The following is a 15,351-nucleotide window of genomic DNA, read 5'->3' as shown; positions in this document are numbered from 1 at the left end:
ATTTTATTGATGTTTATATTTAAAAGTATTCATATTTTAAGGGCGATGATTTTGCAATGGGGAATTGAAAGGTTTTCAATCACTGATATCTTTCATGGAACAGAATTTCATCCAACTGGTAATTTTCCCATTCCCTTTTGTTTAAGACTATTTCCAATTCCTGTGGTGTTAGCAATGGCTTTTTGTACATCTGTGAATCGTCAATAGCTATTCTTGGACAGGCGCTGACAACAAATGCGTCCAGTTCCATGTATGGCAGCAGAGCGTCTGGAGTCACGTTGTCCACCAAAATAATGTAGCTTTCCATTTTCGCGTCTTCAAGTGTTTTCTTGATTTCCTTTGCAAGCATCATGCGGTATTGCCCCTCCTTGGAGGATACCAATATGCCCCATTTTTTTGCGCTTCTCGCCTTTGTTATTCTTGCGAAGCGTATTCTGAGTATCCTGTCTGCAAACTCATCCATGCTTCTGATTTCTGAATTGTAAGGATCAAGGGCAAGCACCTTTGCATTCGAGAACAGCTTGATTCCCAACGGGTGGAAGTTTCCGCTGCCGATGAATAGTATGACATCCACCTCAAGGTCCTTGATTGATGAGAAGTTGCAGCCCAATACCTGGCCCTTTCGGGTTGATGGGGATGAACCGAGAATAACTTCCTTTCCATTGTCCTCAAGGAAGTCTCTGGTTTCGTTTAGTAAGTGCAAGTGCTGTGTTGTGGTGACGAGCCCAATTCTTGAGTATCCTTTCAGATACTCCAGACTTTTCTCAAGGTCTTTTTTAATGTCAATCTTTGAAAATGCCTCGATGAACAATGTCGGAACCTCATACTTGAGGGGAAGCGGTGTGTGTCCGTAATGAACAATCAGGTCGACTGACCCTTTCATTTTCCAGTCGCTGACGTCACAGGCTCCAAAGCAGGGGTCGCCTGAAATGATTACGATGGCGCCAGTCTCCTCTTCAATCTTTCGGGCTATTTTTGTTGCCTGCATTTTCAGGCCTTCCGGAAACTGCAGCCCTACGCTCTTTGCATCGATTGAATTGATTTTACGGATTACCTTATCCAAATCCATATCGTACATTGACATTTTAATCTTCGATTGTGCTTTCGATAACTACCTTGCCGTCAATGACATCCAGTTTGACGATGGACAACACGTCCACTCCGGTTTCCTTTTTGACTATTTTCTTACCGTCGCCCTTGTCGATGATGGCAACTACGGATTTTAAGTCCAATCCCATGTCTTCCAGGGTTTTGATGAGGGCCACCAATGTTCCTCCGGTACTTACGACATCGTCAATGAGTAAGATTTTTTCGCCCTCATGCAGGTCATTTACATAGAGGTTTGATGAGCCGTAACCGGTTTTCTGATAGACTTCTGTTTCTCCTGGAAGTCCGTATTGTCTTTTACGGATTACAACAAATGGGATGTCGGTTGCAAGGGACAGTGCGGTTGCAAGGTGTATTCCCATAGCTTCAACGGCCACGATTTTATCAATGTTTAAATCTGCATACTTGTGAACGGCAAGTGCCAGTTCCCTAAGGAGCAATGGGTCCATTGCAGGAACTCCATCACTTATAGGATTTACAAAGTAGTTGTAATCTCCTTTTTTAACAATTGGGGACGCTTCTAATGATTTTATTACTTCTTCTAACATAGTACTCACACAAAAATTATTAAACACTTAATAAATATAAATATATTTTAATATAATTAATAATTTATTATTACAAGTGATTATTATGCTCGGAAATTTAGGAGAAAATCTTACTAATACTATGAAAAAATTAGTAGGGATGTCAGTAATCGATAAAAAAACAATAAAAGAAGTTGTAAAGGATATACAACGTGCATTAATTCAATCTGACGTCAATATTAAATTAGTTTTAGATTTATCAAAAAAAATAGAATCCCGTGCTCTTGAGGAGGAACCTCCAAAGGGTATCACTCCAAGGGAACACGTAATAACCATTATCTATGAGGAGATGGTGAACCTTTTAGGAAGCGAGGCCGCAACCCTCGAAATCAATGAAAGGCCTTACAAGATACTCTTTTTAGGTCTTCAGGGTTCCGGTAAGACAACCACAATCGGTAAGTTGTGCAGATATCTGCAGAAAAAGGGTTTCAATCCTGCTGTCGTATGTACAGACACATGGAGGCCTGCGGCATATGAGCAGTTAAGGCAATTGACCGAAGAGATGGACGTGCCTTTATATGGGGATCCAAACAACAAGGATGCCCTTGATTTGGCGAAAAAAGGTTTGCAGGAATTCAAAAACCGTAAGGTCATCATTTTCGATACTGCAGGAAGACACAAGGAAGAGGCAGACCTCATTGCAGAGATGGATGAATTGGATAACATCATCAATCCGAACGAGGCCATTCTCGTAATCGACGGTACAATCGGTCAGCAAGCCGGTGAACAGGCAAAGGCATTTTCACAGGCAACAGACATCGGTTCAATCATAATCACCAAGCTTGACGGTTCAGCAAAAGGTGGGGGCGCAATGTCTGCAGTTGCCGAAACAGGTGCTCCAATCAAGTTCATCGGTACCGGTGAAAGGGTGGATGACTTTGAGATATTCGACCCTGAAAGATTCATCTCAAGGCTGCTCGGTATGGGCGACATCAAGTCATTGATCGAGAAGGCTGAAGAGAACATCGACGAGGACATAGCCGAAAAGACCATGAACAACATGCTTACAGGTAAGTTCACACTGATGGACATGAAAAACCAGTTTGAGATGATGAACAGTATGGGTCCGATGCAGCAGGTCCTGAACATGATTCCAGGAATGGGAAACAAGATTTCCAAGGAAGCCTCTAAGATGACAGAGGACAAGATCGACTCATACAAGATAATGATGTCATCAATGACAGAAGAGGAAATGCTAAACCCTAAAATCATAAAGCAGTCCAGAATCCAGAGAATCGCTAGAGGATCCGGTGTTGATGAAAGCGACGTTAAGGAGCTATTGAAATACTACAACAACACCAAAAAGACAATGAAAGGACTTGGAAAACGTAGCGGCCGTCTTGGAGGCGGAGCCATGAACCGTATGATGGGACAATTCATGAACAGATAATATGAAGTTAGCTAGCGATATTTTAAAGGAAACCGACGGCAAGATCTGCAAGCATTGCCTTGGACGTAAGCTGTCAAAGACAATCGAAGGCACCAACAACATTGAAAGGGCAGACAAGGTCTGTGAGGAATTGGACATCAATCTGGACGATGTTGACTGTGTGATATGTGACAATATATTCAATAAGTTGGATGATGACCTGTATGATAAGATTGATGCTAAAATCAACCAGTTGGGTGTTGAATTCGATACGTTTTTAGTTGGCTCACAAATTCCAAAGGACATTCAGAAACGTGACGAGGAGCTGTCCGAAAAATTCAATTTAAGTGTTGAAACACTTAAGAAGGAAGTCAACAGGTTAATCGGCCTTGGAATTTGGGAAAAATACGATAAGGATGCCGAATTCGAAAGGCAGGACATCGTGTTCAATATAGACTTGGTCGGCGAGCCTAAGGTCAAGATTCAAATCAACCCATTATACATCGAAGGAAAGTACAACAAGTATAAACGTGGAATTCCTCAAACCAAATGGCCATGCACCAAATGTAAGGGAAGAGGCTGTGAGGAATGCAACTTCACAGGAAAGCAATATCCTGAGTCCGTTGAGGAGCTGATATCCGAGCATTTCTTAAAGCTCACCAAGGGACGCGAAGCAAAATTCCACGGCGCCGGAAGGGAGGACATCGATGTGCTGATGCTGGGTTCAGGAAGACCCTTTGTCCTTGAAATCAAGGAACCGAGAATAAGAAACCTTGACTTGGCCGAGATAGAGGAGAAAATCAATGAAATCAATGAGGGCAAAACCGCTTATCATGGATTGAAGCTTTGCGAAAGGCCAAGAAAGGCGGAAATCAAGCAATCCTCTCCAGACACTTATAAGGTTTACAATGCAATCGTCAAATGTGACGAGGCATTTGATGAAGACAAACTGAAGGAACTATTGGAACTTGATGAGATTCAACAGCAAACTCCTTTAAGGGTTTTAAGAAGGCGAACAGACATGGTTCGTGTTAAGCATGTGCTTGACTTGTCCTATGAGATAATAGACGATAATACATTCAGCATGAAAATCAAGACAGAAGGGGGACTCTACATCAAGGAACTGATTTCCGGTGATGAAGGAAGAAGCCAGCCTAACGTAAGTAAAATATTGGGCGTTAATGCAATTTGCGAGCAATTGGACGTAATAGAAGTAAGTGAGAAATGATAATATGGCAGATGAGTTTACACATTTAACAGACAGTGGAGTGCACATGGTTGAGGTCGGCGCCAAGCCTGACCAGAAAAGAAGAGCAATAGCAAGCGGAAGCATATTTTTGGACAAACACACCATCGAATTGATTCAAAACGAGGAAATCAAAAAGGGAAATGTCCTGACCACCGCCCAGATTGCAGGAATTCAGGCCGTCAAAAACACTTCCTCAATGATACCGCTCTGCCATCCTTTGGCATTGACCGGAATTGAGCTTGACTTTGAAGTGAAAGAGGATGAGATCATTGCAAAATGCTCCGTCAACACATTGGGCAAAACCGGTGTGGAAATGGAAGCTATAACTGGTGTTAGCGTTGCACTATTGACAGTATGGGATATGGTAAAGGCCGTTGAAAAGGATGAGAACGGACAGTACCCCGACACTAGAATAAGTGACATTAAGGTTATTAAAAAGGAAAAAATTTAAACTTTATATATGATGAAAAAAATAATTATATTCAATTATTTTTTATGAATTAAATATTTAGGAGATAACCATATGGCTAAAAAAGATAACAAAATTTCTATGCCTCAAACCGGTGCAGGTTTGGTAAGATACTTTGATGAAGAAAGTTTAGGTCCAAAACTTTCACCTGAGCACGTTATTGTCGCTACTATTATTTTAGCAATATTATGTTTTGTTTTAAGATATTCTGCTTAAGGATATTTTATAAACAATCCACTACTTTTTTTATAAATTTTTGATTACTATGTTAACTAAGAGAATTATTCCATGTCTTGATTGTGACCTTCAAGTTCCTGAAGGCCGTGTTGTCAAAGGAGTCGAGTTTAAGCAAATCAAATATGCAGGAAATCCCGTAGACCTTGCAACACGCTACTATGAGGAAGGGGCTGATGAGGTTGTTGTTCTCGACATCACAGCTTCTCATGAAAGAAGGGCCACAATGGCCGATGTAATTGACAGGCTGACTGAGAACGTTTTCATGCCGATTTGCGTAGGCGGAGGAATAAGAAAGGTTGACGATTACATCAAGATGCTTAAGGCCGGTGCGGACAAGTGTTCCACAAACACCGCCGCAATCAAGAACCCGGAGCTATTGACCGAGGCCTCAAAGGTTGTCGGATCACAGGCTGTCGTAATCGGAATCGACGCCAAAAGAAGATATGTGGACCATCCCGATGACGCTAAAGACAAGACTGTCATAGAAACCGATAAAGGATACTGCTGGTTTGACACTAGCATTTACGGAGGAAGGGAGTTCACAGGAATCGATGCAATCCAATGGGCAATCGAATGTCAGGAACGCGGAGCCGGAGAGATACTCCTGACCAGTATGGACGGTGACGGAACCCAGAACGGATATGACATCGAGTTGAATAAGACCATCAATGATGCGGTCGACATTCCGGTGATAGCCAGTGGAGGCGTTGGAGAGCCTAAACACATTTTGGAGGTCTTTGAAAAGACTGACGTTTCAGCGGCCCTTGCGGCAAGCATATTCCACTTCAATCAGTATTCAATCGGCACAGTTAAGCAGTATCTCAAAGAAAACAATGTGGCTGTTCGCTTATGATAATCAAATCACCAATTGACCTGGACCTTACAATCAATGCAGGCCAGACCTCACAACCCCCTTGGAAGCGGGAAGGGGACTCTTTTTCAAATGTTGTAATGATAGACGGCGAGCCTGTCATTTTCAGCGTCAGCCAATCAGGCGATTATATTGATTTCAATTCAGATGACGAAAGGGCGGTTTCCAAACTCAAGTACATTTTCGATTTGGATTATGACCTGGAGAAGTTTTACAGCTACTTAAACGACCATGAGGAGCTCAGGGACATGTCCAAATTCTGCAATGGATTGAGACTATTTTTGGCGCCCGATCCCTTTGAGTGCATCATTTCATCAATCTGTTCTGCAAACAATTCCATCAAGAGGTGGACAAAATCCATTTCCCAGATGAAACAAAAATGGGGAAATCGATATCAGAATTACTATACATTTCCTCAAAGCAGTGACCTAGCAAAAGTATACTTGGATGAGGAAGAGGAATTTAATAGGTCAAGCGTTTCAGATATTTCAAAGTGTTGCAATAACCTCAAGAATTGCGGCGTGGGATATAGAGCACCATACATGAGAAGGGCAAGTGAGATTTTTACACTTGAAATGGACCTGTCGGAAATATTTTCCATGAGCTATGATGAGGCATTCGAGACAATCATGGAAGTGCCTGGAGTGGGCCCGAAGGTCGCAGACTGCATATTGCTATATGGTTTTAATTTTAGAGAGGCCTTTCCAAGCGACGTATGGATTAAACGCATAGTTTCCCATCTGTATTTTGACGGAAAGGACATCAGCGTTCCCAAGGTCCGTGAATTTGGAATGGAGGAATTTGGAGAAAATGCGGGTTACGTCCAGTTGTACATGTTCCATTATGCCAGAATGAGCGGGCTAATGAATAAACTAAAATAACATAATTTTTAAATATTATACTTGATGGAAAAGAAAAACATAGTCCTTTTAATCTGTACAATATTGAATTTCATTGCGGTTTTCGCATCCAATGCAGTCAACATTATCATTCCGACCGTTGCCGCCGAGTTTCACATGAGCAATATTGTTCAAAACTGGATTACCATCATCTTCTTTTTAGTCATGGCAATGCTGTCGATTCCGGCAGGTCAGATTTCAGGAAAATACGGCCTTAAAAAAGTAACAATCATGAGCAGTGCCCTGTTTATCATAATATCCATAGTCAATGTGTTTGTCACATCCTCAGAGCAATTTCTGCTTTGCCGTCTGGTATTGGGCCTTATTTTGGCGTTTATTAATGTGACATCAATGGCAATGGTGGTATCAGCGTTCGACCCTCAAGAGAGAGGAAAGGCATTGGGATTGAACATTACTGGAGTCTATGTCGGACTGTCCCTGTCTCCGTTTCTTGGAGGGGTCCTGAACTACCAGCTTGGCTGGAGGTCCGTAATTCTATTTGCAGTTCCGCTTTTGATTATAATTATAGCCTTGCTTTTAAGAATCGACGATGAATGGATCACATTTGAAGGAATTCCAATTGACATAAAGGGGTCTGTTGCCTACGCAATAGGTATTGCTCTTTTTATTTACGGATTTACAATACTCAACGAGACTTTAGGTGTCATACTGACAGTTGTTGGAATAATGATTCTGATAGTCTTTGCAATGATAGAATTGAGGCAGGAACACCCTGTCTTTGACATCAAGTTTCTTAAAAACCGTGTGTTCCTCTCAGCAAACCTGGCATCATTATGCGCATATCTGGCCACCTTTGCGGTCACAACAATACTGAATTATCACCTGCAGTACATTAAGGGATTCGATTCACAGACCGCAGGAATAATCTTGCTTGTGGCGCCGGTCTGTCAGGTGATTCTGGCTCCGATTGCGGGAAGATTGGCAGATAGGCATGTTCCACAGATACTTGCGGCCATCGGAATGGGCCTCGGAACAATCTCGCTGGTTCTCTTCTCAACTCTAAGTTTTGAGACATCGCTTGAGTTTGTGATAGTTTCAATGATAATCTATGGTGTGGGATTCGGATTGTTTTCACCGCCGAACACAAGCGTCATCATGGGTTCGGTTCCTCCAAAGGACACTTCCATTGCTTCAGCATCCGTTTCAACTGTCCGTACGGTTGGTCAGGCAATGAGTATGGGAATATTAACGTTAATATTTGCGTTTGTGATGGGTAATGTGGCTATTGTTCCGGATGTTTATCCATTGCTGATAAGCAGCTGTCAGATAACCTGTATAATATGTGTTGGTTTGTGCTTGGCGTCAGTGTTCGCTTCGTTTGTTGGAATCAAGTCAAATGCTTAGTTCAGTTCATCAAGCAAATTAAATATCTTTTCAGATTTCATTTGGCATCTGGCATATGCATGTTTTATATTTTCAGGATTTTTAGAATCATAATCTACCATATTTCGATATTTTCTTAAGACATTAAGGCTTTGAGCTATTTTGGCACCTGAATTATTCCTATTTAAATCTGGATGGTTTTTAAATGTGAATCTGGTTTCCTGGTGAACTCTACCGGAGGTTGATTTCATGATTTTTTCATTGAATGGATTTAAAAATATGTTGTTTTCCAAAATAAAATCTCTAGACTCTAAAAATGAGGAATAATAATATCTCCCCATTCCTGTTCTTAATTTTGCAATATCTTCTTCATTCAAAAAGCTATTTGCAAGCTCATAATATTCGTGCCAGTCAAAATTATCGCTTTTCATAAGGTCTCCACCAAAATTATGTACTCAATTGTTGTTTTAGGGTATCTGTCGATTAGCATATCACAAAGCAGGTCTTCTTTTTGAAGCAATCGTTTAGATTCTAAATCAGAGTAAATTACTATTTCAAGAATTTTTTCATTCGGGTCTGTTTCTTTCATGAAATCAAGAGTGAGTTTGCAATATGGCAGTTCTTTTGATAGAACTTCAGGCAAATCACGGATTAATTTTTCCATTTCCTTATCGATGATTATGAATTGACTGATTTCATCAGAATTGCGAGACGGAAATTTAAAATGCTTTTTTAGGAATTTTTCAATGGTAAAATTCTTTTTTGACATGATTTCCTGTCCGGTATATGCATTCTCTTGTGGAATTTGCATTTCCAATCTTTGAGAGTAATTCCTTTGCATAATATTGGCCTCCTAAATTTTATTTAAATTCAAATTACTCTTTGTTTTAATCGGTATTTAAATTTTTACATATTTATATGAGTCAATTTTGCTTTAAGATTGTAAAATTTCTGTTAAATCTAAAATAAAAGATTATATGTTCGAATAAATATTTCAATGGTTCTGTAAATTTTTTTAAAATCCGATTTTCGCAAATAATGTGGTGCATATTCAATGTTCGGATTTGGGCCATTTGGTTAATTAAAGAGTATGGAGTTCTTGATATTTAAAATACGCAGTTTTAAATGGGAACAATTTTTCAAAATCATACAACTTTTTCCTTAAAAGCTGTTTAAGTAAATTAAAATCAGTAAAAATAAAAAAGAAGTTGAAAGATAAAAATTATCTTTCTTCAATGGTCACTTTGTTCATTACGTCGCCCTGTTGGATGGCATTTACAACGTCTTGGCCTTCAATTACTTGACCGAATACTGTGTGAACGCCGTCTAAGTGTGGTTGTGGGCAGTGGGTGATGAAGAATTGGCTTCCACCGGTGTCTTTACCTGCGTGTGCCATGGATAATGCGCCAGTTCCGTGTCTGTGTGGGTTTCCTTCGGTTTCACATTTGATTGTGTAACCTGGGCCTCCGGTACCGTTTCCGATAGGGCATCCGCCTTGAATCACGAAGTTTGGAATTACCCTGTGGAATGTTAGTCCATCGTAGAATCCTTCCTTGATTAATTTTTCAAAGTTTGCTACGGTTCCAGGTGCTTCATTTGGGTATAATTCGAGAACAATGTTCCCTTTATCAGTTTCAATAGTTGCTACTTTCATTTTATCACCTATATTTTTAAATAATACTATTACTATAAATATTGTTGATTAAATACTTTATGGAGATTATTATGAACACTCAGGAATTAATTAAGATTGAAGATGATTATTTCATAAACACTTTCACCAGACAACCAATCGTACTTGATCACGGGGAAGGTGTTAAAGTATGGGATATAGATGGAAAAGAATACATTGACATGTTTGCAGGAATTGCGGTCAACTGCTTAGGCCACAATCACCCAGCACTTGTTAAGGCAATCCAGGATCAGGCTGAAAAGCTGATACACATTTCAAGCATCTACTACAACGAGCCTGCCTTAATCTATGCCAAAAGATTGGTCGACAAAACCAGTTTCGATAGAATCTTTTACGCAAACAGTGGTGCTGAGGCAAATGAGGGAGCTATTAAGCTGGCTGTAAAATACACTGGAAAAAGCGAGGTAATCTCAACCGTCGAGTCATTCCACGGAAGGACCATAATGACCCTTGCTGCAACAGGGCATGAACATTATCATGAGCCATTCAAGTGCATTTTGCCAAAAGGTTTCATCAATGTGCCATACAATGATATTGACGCAATCAAAGAGGCAATCACTGAAAATACAGCAGCTATCATCGTAGAGCCTATCCAAGGTGAAGGTGGAGTGAACGTTCCTGATATCGACTACTTGAAGCAAATTGAAGAAATCTGTCATGAAAAAGACATTGTTTTCATTGTCGATGAGGTACAGACAGGTTTCGGAAGATGCGGAACACTCTTCGCTCATGAACTCTTCGATGTAAAGCCTGACATAATGACAATGGCTAAGGGAATCGGTGGAGGAGTCCCAATGGGTGCAATCCTTGCAACCGAAAAGGTGGCCGGTGCATTCGTGCCAGGTGACCATGGAACAACCTTCGGTGGAGGACCATTGGTTGCAGCAGCCGCAAATGCGGTCTTGGATGCTTTTGAAGAGGAAAACCTCCTTGACAATGTTAATGAAGTCGGCGATTACTTCATTGAAGAGCTTAAAAAACTAGATAAGGACATTATCGCTGATGTGCGTGGTAAAGGTTTGATGGTCGGTATTGAGCTAACCAAACCTGGAGCAGAATACGTTGACAAACTCCGCGAAGCAGGATTCCTAATCAACTGCACTGCGGACAAGGTTTTAAGGTTCGTCCCACCATTGACAATCACAAAAGCAGATATTGACAAGTTTGTAAAAGCTTTAGATGAAATACTCTAAAGCTCATAATTTCTTTTTTTCAAGAGTTTTTTCAAGGAAGTTGAAATCTCCATCCCTTTTATTTTTTCAATTGAAGCCCACATGTACTCGGTGTGCTCTTCGCTGATTTCTACAGCGCCTTCAACATCATCTAGATACATCATGAGCTGCACAGTTCGCTTATGAGAGTAATCGTTTTGAATGGCTTCACAGAAGTCCCCTACAGTAACGTCCAATCCTGTTTCCTCTTTAATCTCACGAACAAGTGCATCTGCAAAATGCTCTCCCTTTTCAACCTTGCCACCAGGCAGTTCCCACATTTCAGGGTCTGTTCTACTTTTCGGATGCCTTTTCAGGAATAGGATTTCCCTATCACTGTTTTTTATAACTCCGCGCACTGTAAGTCCATAACCTCTTTTCATAATTATAGCTTTAATCTCTATTTTTTAAACATTTTTTCATTTACCGGCAAAATCATTTCCTTAATTAGTTTTAAATAAAAACAAATCAATAACTATAAGCATAATGAAACTTTTTTAGGAGTTTAAATTATGGATTTAAATATTAAAGTAAATGACAAAAACCACTTGGACATTGGTGGAGCCGATGCTGTAGACATTGCAGAAGAGTTCGGAACTCCAACCTATGTGATTGACGAGGCAAGAATTAGAGATAACTATAACAGATTTTACTCAGCTTTCTCAAAATATTACCCTGACTTTAAAGTGTTTTATGCATGTAAAGCCAATACCAACCTTGCAGTGATGAAAATATTGGAAAGTGAAGGTTGTTGTATTGATGCCGTTTCACCTGGAGAGGTCTACACTTCAAAAATGATCGGATTTTCAGGTGACAGAATCCTATTTACAGGTAACAACATTACCAATGACGAGTTGAAATTCGTTCACGATCAAGGTGCGGTCCTAAACATCGATTCAGTGTCCGCACTCAAAAGGCTTTCAAAAGTAGTCGATCCTGAAGGATTGAAAATATCATTCAGGGTAAACCCAATGGTCGGTGCCGGACACCACGACCACTGTATCACCGGTGGAGTGATGAGTAAATTCGGTATCATGGACAATGAGGCTGTTGAAGTTTATGAAATGGCTAAAGAGTTAGGATTCAATCCAATCGGTATGCACTCCCACATCGGATCAGGTATCCTGGACCCTGAACCATTTAAACTGGCTATCGAATCAACCATGGACATTGCGGGAAAAGTCCACCAGGAAGCAGGAATAGACTTCGAATTCGTCGACTTCGGTGGAGGAGTTGGCGTTCCATATACTCCTGAAGAAAACGTTGTGGACTTGGATAAATTCGCTGAAGTCAATGTGGGACTCTTTAAAGAAAAACTCGAACAATATGACATGGGCAACCCTACAATGTATTTGGAACCTGGAAGATTCATAGTTGCCGATGCATGTGTGCTATTGGTAACAGTCAACAGCATAAAACAAAGCTACAGAAAATTCATCGGTGTAGATGCTGGTTTCCACACTCTCTTAAGGCCTGCAATGTATGACTCATACCACCACATTGTCGATGCAAGCAAAATGGATGCTCCAATGACCCAGGAAGTGGATATTGCAGGTAACGTATGTGAATCAGGAGACCTTTTCGCACGTGACAGGCCAATGCCTGATGTGGAAGAAGGAGACGTATTGGGTATCCTAAATGCAGGTGCATACGGATTTACAATGTCTTCAAACTACAACTCAAGACCATTGGCTGCAGAAGTATTGGTAACTGACGGCGAATGCAATGTAGTACGTGAAAGACAAACATTCGAAGACTTATACGCACAGCAAAGCATTCCACCACACTTAAAATAAGTTGATTATTATGGTAGATTTAAAAGGATTAAAATTTTCAAAAATGCACGGAATAGGCAATGATTTCCCAATCATCAATGAGTTCGATGGGGAAGTCATACCTGAAGAGGACAAGCCTGAGGCATGCAGGATATTGTGCCACAGAAACTTCGGTGTCGGCGGTGACGGAGTGCTGTTCGTAGAACCTTCCAAGGTGGCTGACATCGGATACAGAATGTTCAATCCTGACGGCAGCGAAGCCGAAATGTGCGGAAACGGTATCAGATGTTTCGGTGACTTCGTATACAGAAAGGGTATTTTAAAACAGGAAAAGATGACTGTTGAGACAAGGGCAGGAATCAAGACAATTGAAATCACCCTGGAAGATGATGAACCTGTACTGTTCAAGGTGGATATGGGACTTTCAACATTCAAGACACCTGAAATACCGATGACCTGCGATAAGGAGGAATTCCTGGATGGTGAATTGGAAGTCATTGACACCACATTCAATGTCACAGCAATCAGCGTCGGAAACCCTCACGCAATAATATTCGTTGACAATGTGGATGACGTTGACATCAACAAGTACGGACCTGCCATCGAGGCACATGAGGTGTTTCCTGAAAAGATCAACGTTCACTTCGTTGAAGTCATATCTAAAAACGAGGGTCGCATGATTACCTGGGAACGTGGTGCTGGAATCACTCTGGCCTGCGGAACCGGTGCAACCTCAACCGCTATTTCAGGCTACAAACTAGGTTTGTTTGATGAGAATATCCTACTTCACTTGCCTGGAGGAGACTTGAAATTCCAAGTTTATGAAAAAGAGAATGCTTTGGGCGCTTTCATGGAAGGCCCAGCAGAACTTGTTTTTGATGGAGAATTCTAAATTCTCTATTCTTTACTTTTTCGGTATAATCCGATTGCAATATCAGCTACACCAAGTATGATCACCAAGGCCATCCAGATGCTGATGGTGCCTCTCACGGCTGAAAACAGCAATGCAAGTATTATTAAAGCCACACCTGTAAGTACTGATATTTTCCATTGTTCCATTATATCACCTTTTTAAATTTTGTAAGCATTAATTAATGTTATGTCTTCAAAAAAGAAATGTTCAGATGCCTTAATTTCGGCAATGAATCCCAGACTGTCCAGTTTTTCCAATGTTTCCTCATTGCCCGAAAGCGAGGACTGAATCATCTGGACAATTCCTCCATCATTTAAATGATTTCCCACTTCATTTAAAAATAAGTCAATAACCTTCCTACCATTTAATCCACCATCAAACGCATAATTTATGGTGTCATCAATAACTTCATCATCTTCGGTCGGCAGATATGGAGTGTTGAATAGAATCACGTCAAACTTTCTGTTTTCGACGGGCTCAAACATGTTGCCGAAAAGAATTTCAATGTTTTCAATGTTGTTAGCCTCAAAGTTTTTTCGCGCAAGCTCACATGCATCAAAGTTGATGTCGCTCACGGTGATCTTGTCGGTTAGCCTTGATGCATACATCGCAACTATCCCTGAACCGGTACCGATTTCCAAAACGCTTTGACCTTCCTTTATCTCCAGATTTTCAGCTAACAGATAACTGTCCTCGGCCGGAACATACACATTCTCATGGGTATTAATTATAAAATCAGGCATAAGTATCTACTCTTCAAAAGCGGGCTTCAATTCCCTTGATATAAATAATATTTCCTCCGGATCAAGCACGACAACCCTTTTTTTAAGGTATTCAATGAGTCTTTCATCCTCAATCTCGTTCAGGTTCCTTTTCAGCACTTTCTTGTCTATTCCACTTATTATGTGTCTGGAGTCAATCAGTGCATTTCTGATTTTCTTGTTCCTGTGCTGGAATAGCGCCTTTGTAAATTTTGAATATGTCTCGAAATCATCATCTGAAATCTTATTTTCCTTAGGGGTCAATTTAACGACAGTTGAATCGATTTGAGGCTTTGGAATAAAGCTTTCGCAGCTGACATCGGTCAGCTTTTCAACGTCACATTTAAAATAAAGCATTGCGGAAAGCCTTGAATAATCCTTGGTGCCGACTTTCCCGTTCATGCGGTCTGCGAATTCCTTCTGATACATCAATATGGCAAGGTCAAAATCATAGTCAAGAAATTTAAAAGTAATAGGTGATGAAATCTGATAAGGTAGGTTGGAGATGATTTTGTTAAAAGGTGGAAAATCCACTTTTAGCGCATCATCGTTTATCAGTTCTACATTATCGATTTTTTCTTCTTTAAGTCGTCTAGCCAGTATTTCACAAATCTTGGTGTCCTGTTCAATGGCTATTACCCTTTCAGCTTTTTTGGCAAGTTCAATTGTCAGTGTCCCAATTCCGCTTCCAATTTCCAGAATGACGTCCTCCTTGGAGATGTTTCCAAAGCCAACAATCTGGTCACGCTTGTTCTTGTCAATCAAATAGTTCTGACCAAGGTTTTTGTTTAACTTTATCCCATTCTGATTTAAAATGCTTTTAGTTACCTTGGATAAGGATTGGGAATTTTCACTAGTCAATTTAT

19 protein-coding genes are annotated in these 15,351 nt (G+C 40.5%); 10 read left to right on the top strand and 9 right to left on the bottom strand.

The window, feature by feature from the left end; genetic code table 11:
- Nucleotides 1-79 precede the first annotated feature (79 nt).
- Together dph2 and hpt are read right to left on the bottom strand one after the other, a co-directional pair.
- Nucleotides 80-1,084 (bottom strand): diphthamide biosynthesis enzyme Dph2, encoded by a 1,005-nt coding sequence (gene dph2 / locus MBBTH_RS09820; protein ID WP_116592855.1) that lies wholly within the window; start codon nucleotides 1,082-1,084, stop codon nucleotides 80-82.
- Nucleotide 1,085: 1 nt separating this feature from the next.
- The gene (gene hpt, locus MBBTH_RS09815) at nucleotides 1,086-1,655 is read right to left on the bottom strand and encodes a hypoxanthine/guanine phosphoribosyltransferase (protein ID WP_116592854.1); all 570 of its coding nucleotides are present in this window, start codon (nucleotides 1,653-1,655) and stop codon (nucleotides 1,086-1,088) included.
- A gap of 79 nt (nucleotides 1,656-1,734) precedes the next feature.
- On the opposite strand from hpt, the gene MBBTH_RS09810 reads away from it, so the two are divergent.
- The 7 genes from MBBTH_RS09810 (at nucleotide 1,735) to MBBTH_RS09780 (ending at nucleotide 8,153) form a co-directional block, all read left to right on the top strand.
- The gene (locus MBBTH_RS09810) at nucleotides 1,735-3,084 is read left to right on the top strand and encodes a signal recognition particle protein Srp54 (RefSeq protein WP_207773367.1); all 1,350 of its coding nucleotides are present in this window, start codon (nucleotides 1,735-1,737) and stop codon (nucleotides 3,082-3,084) included.
- A gap of 1 nt (nucleotide 3,085) precedes the next feature.
- Nucleotides 3,086-4,291, top strand: a complete 1,206-nt coding sequence (locus tag MBBTH_RS09805) for a tRNA pseudouridine(54/55) synthase Pus10 (RefSeq protein ID WP_116592852.1) — start codon at nucleotides 3,086-3,088, stop codon at nucleotides 4,289-4,291.
- 4 nt (nucleotides 4,292-4,295) lie between these two features.
- Complete coding sequence (moaC, locus tag MBBTH_RS09800) at nucleotides 4,296-4,763, top strand: cyclic pyranopterin monophosphate synthase MoaC (RefSeq protein ID WP_116592851.1); 468 nt, start codon at nucleotides 4,296-4,298, stop codon at nucleotides 4,761-4,763.
- A gap of 72 nt (nucleotides 4,764-4,835) precedes the next feature.
- The gene (locus MBBTH_RS09795; protein WP_116592850.1) at nucleotides 4,836-4,997 is read left to right on the top strand and encodes a preprotein translocase subunit Sec61beta; all 162 of its coding nucleotides are present in this window, start codon (nucleotides 4,836-4,838) and stop codon (nucleotides 4,995-4,997) included.
- 49 nt (nucleotides 4,998-5,046) lie between these two features.
- A complete protein-coding gene (gene hisF, locus MBBTH_RS09790) occupies nucleotides 5,047-5,871 on the top strand; it encodes an imidazole glycerol phosphate synthase subunit HisF (RefSeq protein WP_116592849.1) in 825 nt (274 codons plus the stop codon).
- Nucleotides 5,868-6,770, top strand: a complete 903-nt coding sequence (locus MBBTH_RS09785) for a DNA glycosylase (RefSeq protein WP_116592848.1) — start codon at nucleotides 5,868-5,870, stop codon at nucleotides 6,768-6,770. Before hisF ends, MBBTH_RS09785 begins: the two co-directional genes overlap by 4 nt.
- Nucleotides 6,771-6,794: 24 nt before the next feature.
- Nucleotides 6,795-8,153: an MFS transporter gene (locus MBBTH_RS09780; protein ID WP_116592847.1), complete on the top strand. Its 1,359-nt coding sequence runs from the start codon at nucleotides 6,795-6,797 to the stop codon at nucleotides 8,151-8,153.
- Here the strand turns inward: MBBTH_RS09780 and MBBTH_RS09775 are convergent.
- From MBBTH_RS09775 to MBBTH_RS09765, 3 genes are all read right to left on the bottom strand, one after another.
- Nucleotides 8,150-8,563 (bottom strand): hypothetical protein, encoded by a 414-nt coding sequence (locus MBBTH_RS09775; RefSeq protein ID WP_116592846.1) that lies wholly within the window; start codon nucleotides 8,561-8,563, stop codon nucleotides 8,150-8,152. The two genes, MBBTH_RS09780 and MBBTH_RS09775, sit on opposite strands and share 4 nt — an antisense overlap.
- Complete coding sequence (locus tag MBBTH_RS09770) at nucleotides 8,560-8,973, bottom strand: hypothetical protein (protein ID WP_116592845.1); 414 nt, start codon at nucleotides 8,971-8,973, stop codon at nucleotides 8,560-8,562. The genes MBBTH_RS09775 and MBBTH_RS09770 overlap by 4 nt, the downstream gene beginning before the upstream one ends.
- A gap of 381 nt (nucleotides 8,974-9,354) precedes the next feature.
- Nucleotides 9,355-9,786, bottom strand: coding sequence for a peptidylprolyl isomerase (locus MBBTH_RS09765; RefSeq protein ID WP_116592844.1), 432 nt, complete (start codon nucleotides 9,784-9,786; stop codon nucleotides 9,355-9,357).
- A gap of 71 nt (nucleotides 9,787-9,857) precedes the next feature.
- Between MBBTH_RS09765 and MBBTH_RS09760 the strand changes: the two genes are divergently transcribed.
- Nucleotides 9,858-11,018: an acetylornithine transaminase gene (locus MBBTH_RS09760; RefSeq protein WP_116592843.1), complete on the top strand. Its 1,161-nt coding sequence runs from the start codon at nucleotides 9,858-9,860 to the stop codon at nucleotides 11,016-11,018.
- Here the strand turns inward: MBBTH_RS09760 and MBBTH_RS09755 are convergent.
- Nucleotides 11,015-11,419, bottom strand: a complete 405-nt coding sequence (locus tag MBBTH_RS09755; RefSeq protein ID WP_116592842.1) for an NUDIX hydrolase — start codon at nucleotides 11,417-11,419, stop codon at nucleotides 11,015-11,017. The two genes, MBBTH_RS09760 and MBBTH_RS09755, sit on opposite strands and share 4 nt — an antisense overlap.
- A 129-nt stretch (nucleotides 11,420-11,548) precedes the next feature.
- Here MBBTH_RS09755 and lysA point away from each other — a divergent pair, with 129 nt between their 5' ends.
- Complete coding sequence (lysA, locus tag MBBTH_RS09750; protein ID WP_116592841.1) at nucleotides 11,549-12,832, top strand: diaminopimelate decarboxylase; 1,284 nt, start codon at nucleotides 11,549-11,551, stop codon at nucleotides 12,830-12,832.
- A 10-nt stretch (nucleotides 12,833-12,842) separates the two neighbouring features.
- Nucleotides 12,843-13,703 (top strand): diaminopimelate epimerase, encoded by an 861-nt coding sequence (gene dapF, locus MBBTH_RS09745; protein WP_116592840.1) that lies wholly within the window; start codon nucleotides 12,843-12,845, stop codon nucleotides 13,701-13,703.
- Nucleotides 13,704-13,708: 5 nt separating this feature from the next.
- On the opposite strand, the gene MBBTH_RS10955 is transcribed toward dapF, so the two are convergent.
- The 3 genes from MBBTH_RS10955 to rsmA are packed head-to-tail and all read right to left on the bottom strand — an operon-like array spanning nucleotide 13,709 to nucleotide 15,346.
- Nucleotides 13,709-13,870, bottom strand: coding sequence for a hypothetical protein (locus MBBTH_RS10955; RefSeq protein WP_165814070.1), 162 nt, complete (start codon nucleotides 13,868-13,870; stop codon nucleotides 13,709-13,711).
- 12 nt (nucleotides 13,871-13,882) lie between these two features.
- Nucleotides 13,883-14,467 (bottom strand): HemK2/MTQ2 family protein methyltransferase, encoded by a 585-nt coding sequence (locus MBBTH_RS09740; RefSeq protein WP_116592839.1) that lies wholly within the window; start codon nucleotides 14,465-14,467, stop codon nucleotides 13,883-13,885.
- Nucleotides 14,468-14,473: 6 nt separating this feature from the next.
- Nucleotides 14,474-15,346, bottom strand: a complete 873-nt coding sequence (rsmA, locus tag MBBTH_RS09735) for a 16S rRNA (adenine(1518)-N(6)/adenine(1519)-N(6))-dimethyltransferase RsmA (protein ID WP_116592838.1) — start codon at nucleotides 15,344-15,346, stop codon at nucleotides 14,474-14,476.
- Between the last annotated feature and the right edge of the window lie 5 nt (nucleotides 15,347-15,351).

The sequence above is a fragment of the Methanobrevibacter thaueri genome, assembly GCF_003111625.1.
Taxonomy (GTDB): domain Archaea; phylum Methanobacteriota; class Methanobacteria; order Methanobacteriales; family Methanobacteriaceae; genus Methanocatella; species Methanocatella thaueri.
Note: the sequence above shows the minus strand (reverse complement) of the source record. Positions and strands in the feature narration are given on the sequence as shown.